The organism is Paracidovorax cattleyae (genome assembly GCF_900104515.1).
GTDB lineage: Bacteria > Pseudomonadota > Gammaproteobacteria > Burkholderiales > Burkholderiaceae_C > Paracidovorax > Paracidovorax cattleyae.
This window is the reverse complement of the sequence record NZ_FNJL01000058.1, coordinates 1-10,362: the sequence shown is the minus strand read 5'-3', so window position 1 is coordinate 10,362 and position 10,362 is coordinate 1. Positions and strand designations below refer to the sequence as shown.

Here is a 10,362-nt window from a genome sequence, read left to right as displayed (position 1 = left end):
GAGGATCGTTGGTGCCGCTGCCGTTCGCCTCGGTGGCGTTGCCCAGGGCCAGCGCCGCGCCGTTGCCGTCCGCCAGGATGATGTCCGCACCGGCGCCGCCCACGATCGTGTCCGAGCCGGCGCCGCCATAGATCACGTCGTCGCCCGCGCCGCCCAGGAGCCGGTCGTCCCCCGAACCACCCGACAGGCTCACGAAGCCATTGCCGGTGGCGGACTGTGTTTCGCCGGCCGTGATCGCCGCAGCAAGGTCCACCGGCGCACCGGCGTACAACACATCATCTCCCGCCTCGCCGTAGAGCCATTGCCGCGACGTGGCGGCCGCGGTGCCTCCCTCCAGCACGTCCGCGCCCGCGCCGCCGGCCGCGCCATGGCGGTTGCTGCCGGCCTGCAGCGCGTTCGTCACCCGCAGTCCAGCATCGCGCTGCCCTGCGGCGAGCCGGTCGTATGCTTCGCGGCCCGCAGAGGTGGCCAAGTCGTAGCCCGTTGCAGGTGCAGGCACCGGCTTGGGCGTGCCCTCAGGCACCGTGATACCCAGGTTCTTCTCGCTGGAGAAATTCCGCACGACCACCGTGCTGCCGTAGCCGGTGATCACCAGCTCATGCTTGACGGTGTCGAACCGGTAGTCGACAGGCTGCGCTGGATGGGTCTCGTCGCGCCACACGGTGTAGGGCTGTGCCTCGCCCGACGCGGTGGCGATCAATGTGCCACTGCCGTTCAACGCACGCCCGGCCAACTCGATCGTGCCCAAGCCATCCGCGTCCAGGATCGTGTCGCGGCCGCCCTGTGCCTGTACCTTGTAGACGTCTTCGCCCAAGCCGCCTTCCAGGTAGTCGTCACCGGCCTTGCCATCCAGGATGTCGTTGCCGGCACCACCATAGAGGCGGTCGCCGAGGGCATTGTCGTAGCCCGTCAAGGTGTCATTGCCCGCGCCGCCGAACATCACATGCTGATCAGGCAACCCGGTAACGCCCGAGGGCCGTGTGCTCAGGACAGTGTCCTTTCCCGTTTCCGGATCGGCATAGTGATAGAAGGTCACCCGGCCGGCGACCGCGCGAGGATCGAAGATCTGTTGCGACGAGTCGTTCTGCTGGTTGCGCGTCACCACAGCCTGCAGGAGCTGGGCGCGATCGGTCAGCCACTCGTCCGAGAAGGCCGATGGCGAGGCAGTGGACTTGTCCGCGAGCCACGCCGTGTATTCCGTAGCCCGGGTGCTCCTCCACAACGACTCCAGGGTGCTCTTGGCTCCGGCATCCGCGCCCGTGATCCATACGGGGCTCAGGTCCTGCAGCGCCAGCAGCGCCCCGAAATCGTTGCGTGCGGCCGCGCGGATGTCGGCGTTGGGGAGCCGGATCACCAGCTTCCCTTCCAAGGATTGGTCCTTGACCACCTTGGCGATGTCATCCAGCCGTTGGTGCAACTGTGCCCGGCCGCTGTAGCCGTCGGCGCCCTCCATGCGTGCCCAGGTACCCCCCCGCGTGTCGCCCTTGAGCGCCGTGCCCGACACCCCGAAAATGCGCGCCACCGCGTTCACCAGGTTCTCCAGGCTGGTGCCATCCGCCTTGCCCTGCGTGCCTGCGTCCGCGGCCGCACGCAATTCGGACGATGCCTTCAAGATGCCGACGAGCACTCCCGGGTCGATGGTCGGCATCATCTTGGCGAGCGCGCTTTGCACAGTGAGGCTGTCGATAATCAGCGCCAGGCTGTGCGTGTCGCCGAAGTCGTTCTTGCCGAAGTCGTCGACCAGCAGCCTGGGCTCGTGTGCCCGCCAACTCGCGCTGCCGACGTCGGCGATCACGTTGCCGCGGTACAGCGGCTGGTCCTCGATCCAGATCGGGGTCTGCCGCCCGTAATGCCACTGCGAATTCGCCACGGCGGAGAAATCGTCAAGGCTGCCAAAGTTGGAGCCGTAAAGGTCGTAGAAGTTGGGCTTGGTCGGCGAGATGGTGTCACGGCCCCAGATGGCGACCGTGTCGCCTGTTCCCGTCTTGCGCGCCGCTTGCAACACAGCCAGTTGGTAATCCAGGGCCAGAGCAGCAATGTCGGTCAAGGCCACGCCGCGCGCCGGCGAGTCTCCGTTGGGAATGCCGTTGTTCACCCGCTGCGCCTCATTGGCCACAGAGAACATTCGTTGCAAGCCGTCGCGCAATAGCTGCAATTCCTCGCGCGTCTTCTGGCTGGCGATGGGTCGCTCCAGCCGCACCGACAGCTCATCGATGCTCTCTTTGATCGCTTCCGCCGTCGTCGCCTTGCCGGGCGCGAAGCGGCTGCTCAAGGCGCCATAGCGTTGCGCGCCTTCCTCCGTCGTGAACTGCCCGGCATTGCCGCCCTGGCCGCGTGCGGTCTGGAAAACACGGACGAGCTCGCTCAGCTTCGCGCCGTCTTTGAGCACGCCGACCCCTGCTCCGTTGAAGGTGTAGGTCGCCGCGACCCGACCTCCGTCGTTCTTTTCCTCGCGCAGTTGGGTGAATGCCGCCGCCAGGTGACCGCCCAGGCTGTAGCCGGTCACGGTGACCTGCTCGGTATCGCCGATCAGGCCACGCGAGCGAAGCGTTTGGAACCACGCCTCCATGTCCGCGATCTGACCGAACGCCCAGCCTTTTTCCTTGATCTCCAGCGTGTTCGTCGCCTGGTTGTCACGGGCCGCGTCGTCTGCGAATTCGGTCGAGCGGAAGCTCAAGACCAGTTCGCCTTTGACGATGCCGCGGGCAAGATCGGTTTCTTTGGCCTCGAACAGTGTTCCGGAAAATCCCGTCGCCGTGTTACTGATGTGTTCGAGTACTTTCCATTCGCTAGCAAACTCGTCCGCCTGGACAGGTGTGAATCGACTGGAACGGTTGTTACCTAGTGTCAGAATACCATCGGAAATGTTAGAAATTTGAGTAGCCGTTATTGTCCCTGGAGCTGAATCTCGCGGCAAAATGAATGCCTCTGCTGCCATCTGCAGCTCGGCATACTTGAGATAATTTACGACAGAATTCACCATTACTCCTCCCTAGTCTTTTAGGACTTTACGGACAAAAATATGTGTGGGATACCGACTTTCGTGCCCTCGCTGTTCTGGGCAAGAAACAGCGAAAAGCCAAGGCATGCGCTCTCCTGAGCGATTGCCAAGACCTCGCTCAAATGAATACCAAGTTTTCTTTGCCATCACCCTGTCATTCTTCGTATCGGTGATGATCACTGTCGTTCCTGCAATCCAATATTCTCGCCCCACTGGGTCGCTAATGTTCTCGTGCGAAACAGAATATCGCGCAACATCGCCCTGCATAGGTGTCTTTACCAGCTGATCGTCCTTTAATCGATATCGATAAAGAACTCCATCAGCTTGCTTAATGTCAACGGAATCATATCCATGGTACGAGTATGAATCTAAATCCCGCGACTTATCATCAGCCTTTTTACTACCGTTCCCCTGAAACCTCTCGATCCGCCACGATTTCAGGAAGCCCAGGACGTATTCCTTTCCTCCAAATTGATTCGGCAATGCCGCATCCGCCCAGTTTGCGTCAAAATAGTCTTTATCTACCCTATCGCTCCTTACATTGAGCAGCAGTATATTTCTCACCCCGCCCGCCGTCTGATAAATCGTCTCTTCCGCCGTCTTGCATCTTTCCTGGAATAGGGCCAGAGCCTTCTGATAGCGCTCCTTGCGCTCCTGCACAATTTGCTGCTGTTCTCGGTATTGCCGATAACCTTTGATCGGCAATATCGAAGCGACCACTAAGACCGCCAGAACCGCAAGCACCTTCACCTTGCCGCGCCTCGGCGCCCACCCCGCCAGCAGCAGAGCAATCACCACCGCCAGCACATATCCCCATCCCACCGCCTGCAACAGCGATTGGGTTAGCCAGTAATCACGCATTTACGCCTCCACTTTCGGTTCGCCCCGGATACGTGCCCGCGAAGCTCACCACCACTTCGTCGCCTTTCACGTACGCCGCTGCTTCGAAGCCAGTCGTGCTGTCCTGCCAATAAACGCGGCCGGGGACGTTGGTTTCCGGCCAGGATTGGCTGCCGTAGGGCCAGCCTGCGATATTCAAAGCCGTCCAACCTTCCGGCACGGGGAACTTGTTCATATCGCGGCGGCTGGATTCATAGCTGGCACCCGCCAGCAAAGCAAGTTCTACGTTCCTATTCATTTCTTTGCTCCCTCTGCCATTTGACGGTAGTAATCACAGTCGATGGGGCGACCGTGGTCGTTCTTCTGCACTAGGCGCCATGTGGTTCCATACGAACCTGCGGCCTTCCTCTTCTTCGCCTCAATTATTTCTTTGATCTGCTCAGCAGATAGCAATTTCTTCGACCTTCTCAAGTCAGGCGAATCAGGGCCATAATCTGTGGCCATGTTCGGCCTAGTGAATGATTTTGGTAACCCTGCATAACTCACACTTCTCCAAACACCATTGATCTGGGTGAAGGTTTCGTAGGAGCCAATGGGGCATTTGGTATCGCGGTTGAATGGGCCAACATCAACAATCAACCAGGGAACCCCTTTCCCAAAATCCAGCAGCAGATAATTGCTGCTGCCGGTAACCTGATGGGTGTATTTCTTCGTGGGGTCATCCGGATTGGGAAACGTGATCGTTCTTTTCTGCGTCGATCCCGATTGCCCCGGCTCCGTCCACCCACCCGCCACGTCCTTGCGTTCCGCGATGATCCTGCGGCCGTCGTGCAACAGGATTTCTTCCTTCCACTCGAAGGTATTCGGAGTGCAACCCGCCAATGCAGGAAGCAGAAGCAAAACGGACAGGCATCCGTGCCAAATGGTTTTCATGGAAACTCTCCCTACAGAATAAAATTACCGCCCAGTCGATCCGATGGCCTCGGTGCTACATGCGCGGTTGATCACCAGCTCATGCCGGTAGCCGGTCAAGTGACCTGCTCGGTATCGCCGATCAGGCCACGCGAGCGAAGCGTTTGGAACCACGCTTCCATGTCCGCGATCTGACCGAACGCCCAGCCTTTTTCCTTGATCTCCAGCGTGTTCGTCGCCTGGTTGTCACGGGCCGCGTCGTCGGCGAATTCGGTCGAGCGGAAGGACAGAACTAATTCGCCCTTTACAATGCCACGCACTGGATCATTTTCATTGGCTCTGAAAAGCGTTCCAGAAAACCCCGTAGCCGTGTTGCTGATGTGCTCGACTACGGTCCATTCTTCCGCAAACCATTCGGCGTCCGTAGCGGTGAACCGGCTGCTACGCCCATTACCTGATGTCAGAACGGTCCCTGCAATAGAGGGAAAATCCGTATTCCCAGGCTTAGAATTTTGCGGGGCAATAAAGGCTTCTGCAGCATTTTGCAAATGCGCGTATTTCAAGTATTTAGCAACATCACTCACGTTTCACCCCTCTCTTTTGGCTTCAGAACTTTATCCACGAAAAATCGAACAGGCGCACGCTCTTGCCCGCCCGTAAGTTCCGGGCAGCTTCTTGCAAACCGCCATGGTTGCCGCCCACCTGCCTTGCTACCGAGCCCTGGCTCAAATGAGTACCAGGTAGCTTGAGCAAGTATTTCATTGGTTTTCAGATCAATCACGCTCACCATTGCACCTGCCACCCAGTGCTGCCGATCTTCAGCGTTCACTAGGTTTTGGTAAGAAACGGCATAGCGCGCAGGGGGGCCTTGATATTCAAATTTCATCAAACTTGAATATCCGGCCTCACTAGTACCACCCTCTCCTTGCTTTTCCAGCGTGTAACGCCACAACTTTCCATCAAGACCTTTTGCATCAACATATCGATACCCAGGATGATCATTAAGCCCTTTACGCTTGTTGTAAAGTGCACCTCTCGGGTTCTGACCCGAAGATTCCCACATCAAAAAATTGTTGATGTACCCACTCCCACCAGACTCATTGGGCAATCCAGCGTCTGGCCAAAATGGATTGGCTTCATTCTCGACCTGATTTTTATCCCTTACATTGAGGAGAAATATTTCCTCCACGCCCTCTACTACCTTGTAAATCCTTTCCCCCGCTCCCTTGCACCGCTCATCGAACAACGCCTTGGCCTTCCGATACCGCTCCTTGCGCTCTTGCGCGATTTGCTGCTGCTCCCGATATTGCCGATAACCTTTGATCGGCAATATCGAAGCGACCACCAAGACCGCCAATACCGCCAGAACCTTCACCTTGTTGCGCCTCGGCGCCCACCCGGCCAGCAGCAGAGCAATCACCACCGCCAGCACATATCCCCATCCCACCGCCTGCAACAGCGATTGGGTTTTGTTGTTACGGCTGCTCAAGGCGCCATAGCGTTGCGCGCCTTCCTCCGTCGTGAACTGCCCGGCGTTGCCACCCTGGCCGCGCGCGGTCTGGAAAACATTGACGAGGTCGCTCAGCTTCGCGCCGTCTTTGAGCACGCCGACCCCCGCTCCGTTGAAGGTGTAGGTCGCCGCGACCCGACCGCCGTCGTTCTTTTCCTCGCGCAGTTGGGTGAATGCCGCCGCCAGGTGGCCGCCCAGGCTGTAGCCGGTCACGGTGACCTGCTCGGTATCGCCGATCAGGCCGCGCGAGCGAAGCGTTTGGAACCACGCTTCCATGTCCGCGATCTGACCGAACGCCCAGCCTTTTTCCTTGATCTCCAGCGTGTTCGTCGCCTGGTTGTCACGGGCCGCGTCGTCGGCGAATTCGGTCGAGCGGAAGCTCAAGACCAGTTCGCCTTTGACGATGCCGCGGGCGGGGTCGGTCTCTTTGGCCTCGAACAGTGTTCCGGAAAATCCTGTGGTCGTGTTGCTGATGTGTTCCAGGATTGTCCAGTCCTTCTCGAACCATTCAGTATCCATGGCAGTGAATCGACTGCTGCGCGTATTGCCCGTTGTTAAGAATGATCTATTAGCAGCATTAATTTCGCCAGAAAACTTGGAACTACTTGGTGCTTCTTGCAGGCCATACAAAGCCTCCGCAGCCATTTGCAATTCTGCAAATTTCAAATATGACGCAACCTGATTTATCATCAACCTCTCCCAAATCGTTATTTATTCAAGACTCTATCAACAAAAAATCGTGTTGCCCCTGCATTCCAACCAACATAAGCGGGGCATTGCTTTGCAGATGCCCACGGCAACCTTCCACCACTCACATCCCCCAATCCTGGGTCCATGGCATACCAAATCTTTTCCGCAATCAGTTCTCTCGATTTCAATTCCAAAATAGTTACTTTTGTACCTGCAACCCAAAGGGCTCTATCGCCCGAATCGCCGAAGTTCTCAAAAGCAACCTCGTACTTTGATTCGATCTTTTCTGAGCGATTTTTCGTCAACTCAACACGATCATCAATTTTTAATTGATAGCGATAAATAAACCCATCGCCACCTCGCACTTCTACGAATTTGTAGCCAGGCATATCAGAAGGGTTCGCATTTAAATACCCCCTCTCAGTTCTTTTATCTTCATGATGCTCCCACAAAAGGAAATTCATTATGTAACCATCACCTCCAGGTTCGTGCGGCAAAGCCGCATCCGGCCAATTTGGATCAGTTAGCACTGAGCCTGAAGCATCACGAAATCTTATATTTCCCAGGTAAATACCGCCCACCCCTTTTACAGTTTTATAAATCTTCTCCCCCGCTGTCTTGCACCGCTCATCGAACAATGCCTTGGCCTTTTGATACCGCTCCTTGCGCTCTTGCACAATTTGCTGCTGTTCTCGATATTGCCGATATCCTTTAATTGGCAATATCGACGCAACTAACAGGACTCCAAAGACCGCTAGAACCTTGGCTTTGCCGTGCCTCGGCGCCCACCCCGCCAGCAGCAGAGCGATCACCACCGCCAGCACATATCCCCATCCCACCGCCTGCAACAGCGATTGGGTTAGCCAGTAATCACGCATTTACACCTCTACTCTCAGTTTGATCGCGGCGGCAGTCGTCGCGCTGCCCGGAGCGAAGCGGCTGCTCAAGGCGCCATAGCGTTGCGCGCCTTCCTCCGTCGTGAACTGTCCGGCGTTGCCGCCCTGGCCGCGTGCGGTCTGGAAAACATTGACGATGTCGCTCAGCTTCGCGCCGTCTTTGAGCACGCCGACCCCTGCTCCGTTGAAGGTGTAGGTCGCCGCGACCCGACCTCCGTCGTTCTTTTCCTCGCGCAGTTGGGTGAATGCCGCCGCCAGGTGGCCGCCCAGGCTGTAGCCGGTCACGGTGACCTGCTCGGTATCGCCGATCAGGCCACGCGAGCGAAGCGTTTGGAACCACGCTTCCATGTCCGCGATCTGACCGAACGCCCAGCCTTTTTCCTTGATCTCCAGCGTGTTCGTCGCCTGGTTGTCACGGGCCGCGTCGTCGGCGAATTCGGTCGAGCGGAAGCTCAAGACCAGTTCGCCTTTGACGATGCCGCGGGCAGGGTCGGTTTCTTTGGCCCGGAACAGCGTTCCGGAAAATCCCGTCGCCGTATTGCTGATGTGCTCGACTACGGTCCAGTCTTCCGCAAACCATTCGGCGTCGCTGGCGGTGAACTTACTTGAGCGATCATTTCCTGAAGTAAGGACGTCAGGATTTATCGGGCCTCTATAAGAGCTACCAGAAGGCTTTCCCTTTTGGTCAAACAGCGCCTCTGCAGCCAACTGTGCCGATGCATATTTCAGGTAGTTATTAACTTGATTTATCACATCACCCTCTCTTCTTCGGAACAAGAATTTGATCTACGAACATTCTGGTCGGAGCACCCGCCCAAGCATTTATTGCTGGACACGTTGTGGCAAATCCCCAAGGTGATCGACTTCCCGCCGTACTGCCCAATCCTGGCTCGAAGGAATACCAAGTCTTTTGAGCAAGCACCGAGCCATCTCTTTCATCCCTCACAACAACCTGCGTTCCAGCAATCCAGTTCTCCCTTCCTTCCGGATCATCAATATTGACAAAGGAAACCGAATACTTGGCCGTAGCTTTTTCTACAAGGGTTTTCTTCAAAGCAGTGGAGTCGGATTTTCCAGGTTCGGCAAATTCGTATCTGATAAAGATAGACCCCTCTCTCACCTCGACGAACTCGTAACCTGGATAGGACGATGGTTCGTTATTGAGATAGCCTCTTTTCGCGCCAACATTCGAGAGATGCTCCCACTGAAGAAATGTCATGATGTACCAATCGCCACTTGCCTCATCAGGCAAAGCAGCGTTAGGCCAAAACTTATCTCCTCGATCTGCATCTTTATTTTTATCCCTAACATTAAGCAAAATTACACCTTCAATATTATCGACAGTACGATAAATCTTCTCCCCTGCCGTCTTGCACCGCTCATCGAATAATGCCTTTGCTTTCTGATAGCGCTCCTTGCGCTCCTGTTTTATTTGCTGTTGCTCCCGGTATTGCCGATATCCCTTAACTGGCAATATCGACGCAAGCAACAGGACTCCAAAGACCGCTAGAACCTTGGCTCTGCCGCGCCTTGGTGCCCACCCGGCCAGTAGCAGAGCGATCACCACCGCCAGCACATATCCCCATCCCACCGCCTGCAACAGCGATTGGGTTAGCCAGTAATCACGCATTTACGCCTCCACTTTCAGTTCGGCCCGGATGTCACGCGAGTGGATTGACCAGCACGCCACCCAGCGCATCCCGGAACGCACCCAACACCGCGTGCGCCTCCCCCGCCGCCTGCGGCGCGAACCCCGCCATCGCCTGGACCAGCTGCTGCACGCCACCTTCGAGCGCACCCGTGCCGCCCACCATCTGACTCGCATCCTGCAGCGCACCGTTGAGGGCAGAGCCGTCATTCCCTCCACCGGCCGGTGCCATGGCCCCGGCCTTCAGCACCGCCGCGAGGTCGGTGCCTGCCACCAGTGCGCCGGAGGCGGGGCCCAGGACGTCGCTGCCCGGTTCCACCTTCAAGGGCTTTGTCTCGGCCACGAAGGTCGGCCCTTCCCCCGCTTCCGGCTGGAACAACGTGGGGCGCGTGCTGCCCCATCCATCGCCCACATCTCCCACATCGCCGACATCGGCAAGCGCGATAGGCTTGAGGGTTCCCGTTTCCACACCCTCCAGCGACGACAGGGCGTAGGCCTGTGGCAGTGCCGCGCGCGCCGCGGCGAGTGCATCGTGCAGGGAACCGTGCAGCCCCTCCGGGCTGCCAGCAGCCGGCACTGCGGTGTCGTCGTCCTTGCCGGTGGCGGTGCGCACCCCGGCCGCGCGCAGCACGGAAGCGAGGGTGGTCTGTGCGGTGTTGCTGTCCGTCATGGTCTTCATCCCTTCCTTGGTGTTTGAAACTCGATCTGGTTCTCTTCAGCGCTCGCGCAGGCTTTCGCTGCCGGCCTTCTGGATGGGGCTGAGCAGGTAGTCGATCACCCGGCGCTGTCCGGTCTTGATCTCGGCCGTCAGGTTCATGCCGGGCGCGAGGCGGATGTCCTTGCCGTCCACGGCGATGTGGTTCGC

The 10,362-nt window shown here is 57.7% G+C and carries 9 protein-coding genes and 2 pseudogenes; all 11 read right to left on the bottom strand.

Going from position 1 to position 10,362, the window contains the following annotated elements:
• A pseudogene (locus tag BLR05_RS27565) lies at nucleotides 1-2,980 on the bottom strand (hypothetical protein); the annotation flags it as partial.
• 12 nt (nucleotides 2,981-2,992) lie between these two features.
• Entirely contained in the window at nucleotides 2,993-3,862 is an 870-nt protein-coding gene (locus BLR05_RS26265; protein WP_143016023.1) for a hypothetical protein, read from the bottom strand.
• Entirely contained in the window at nucleotides 3,855-4,139 is a 285-nt protein-coding gene (locus tag BLR05_RS24885; RefSeq protein WP_196289295.1) for a hypothetical protein, read from the bottom strand. Before BLR05_RS24885 ends, BLR05_RS26265 begins: the two co-directional genes overlap by 8 nt.
• Nucleotides 4,136-4,774, bottom strand: a complete 639-nt coding sequence (locus BLR05_RS24880) for a hypothetical protein (protein WP_092840369.1) — start codon at nucleotides 4,772-4,774, stop codon at nucleotides 4,136-4,138. Before BLR05_RS24880 ends, BLR05_RS24885 begins: the two co-directional genes overlap by 4 nt.
• A gap of 95 nt (nucleotides 4,775-4,869) precedes the next feature.
• Nucleotides 4,870-5,337, bottom strand: a complete 468-nt coding sequence (locus BLR05_RS26260) for a hypothetical protein (protein WP_143016022.1) — start codon at nucleotides 5,335-5,337, stop codon at nucleotides 4,870-4,872.
• Nucleotides 5,334-6,953 (bottom strand): alpha/beta hydrolase family protein, encoded by a 1,620-nt coding sequence (locus BLR05_RS24870; protein ID WP_143016021.1) that lies wholly within the window; start codon nucleotides 6,951-6,953, stop codon nucleotides 5,334-5,336. The genes BLR05_RS26260 and BLR05_RS24870 overlap by 4 nt, the downstream gene beginning before the upstream one ends.
• 17 nt (nucleotides 6,954-6,970) lie before the next feature.
• Complete coding sequence (locus BLR05_RS26255) at nucleotides 6,971-7,831, bottom strand: hypothetical protein (protein WP_143016020.1); 861 nt, start codon at nucleotides 7,829-7,831, stop codon at nucleotides 6,971-6,973.
• Nucleotides 7,832-8,602 carry an alpha/beta hydrolase family protein gene (locus BLR05_RS26250; protein WP_143016019.1) on the bottom strand — a complete coding sequence of 257 codons (771 nt, stop codon included), beginning with the start codon at nucleotides 8,600-8,602 and terminating at the stop codon, nucleotides 7,832-7,834.
• A gap of 1 nt (nucleotide 8,603) precedes the next feature.
• Entirely contained in the window at nucleotides 8,604-9,479 is an 876-nt protein-coding gene (locus tag BLR05_RS26245; protein WP_143016018.1) for a hypothetical protein, read from the bottom strand.
• A gap of 31 nt (nucleotides 9,480-9,510) precedes the next feature.
• Nucleotides 9,511-10,167, bottom strand: a complete 657-nt coding sequence (locus tag BLR05_RS24860; RefSeq protein WP_167361344.1) for a hypothetical protein — start codon at nucleotides 10,165-10,167, stop codon at nucleotides 9,511-9,513.
• Nucleotides 10,168-10,212: 45 nt separating this feature from the next.
• Nucleotides 10,213-10,362: pseudogene (locus BLR05_RS27810) on the bottom strand (HlyD family type I secretion periplasmic adaptor subunit); the annotation flags it as partial.

Excerpts from the sequence above, each read along its gene's own strand:
- BLR05_RS26265 (WP_143016023.1), bottom strand. The coding sequence starts at position 3,862 with ATGCGTGATTACTGGCTAACCCAATCGCTGTTGCAGGCGGTGGGATGG.
- BLR05_RS24885 (WP_196289295.1), bottom strand. The coding sequence starts at position 4,139 with ATGAATAGGAACGTAGAACTTGCTTTGCTGGCGGGTGCCAGCTATGAA.
- BLR05_RS24880 (WP_092840369.1), bottom strand. The coding sequence starts at position 4,774 with ATGAAAACCATTTGGCACGGATGCCTGTCCGTTTTGCTTCTGCTTCCT.
- BLR05_RS24870 (WP_143016021.1), bottom strand. The coding sequence starts at position 6,953 with ATGATAAATCAGGTTGCGTCATATTTGAAATTTGCAGAATTGCAAATG.
- BLR05_RS26255 (WP_143016020.1), bottom strand. The coding sequence starts at position 7,831 with ATGCGTGATTACTGGCTAACCCAATCGCTGTTGCAGGCGGTGGGATGG.
- BLR05_RS26245 (WP_143016018.1), bottom strand. The coding sequence starts at position 9,479 with ATGCGTGATTACTGGCTAACCCAATCGCTGTTGCAGGCGGTGGGATGG.
- BLR05_RS24860 (WP_167361344.1), bottom strand. The coding sequence starts at position 10,167 with ATGACGGACAGCAACACCGCACAGACCACCCTCGCTTCCGTGCTGCGC.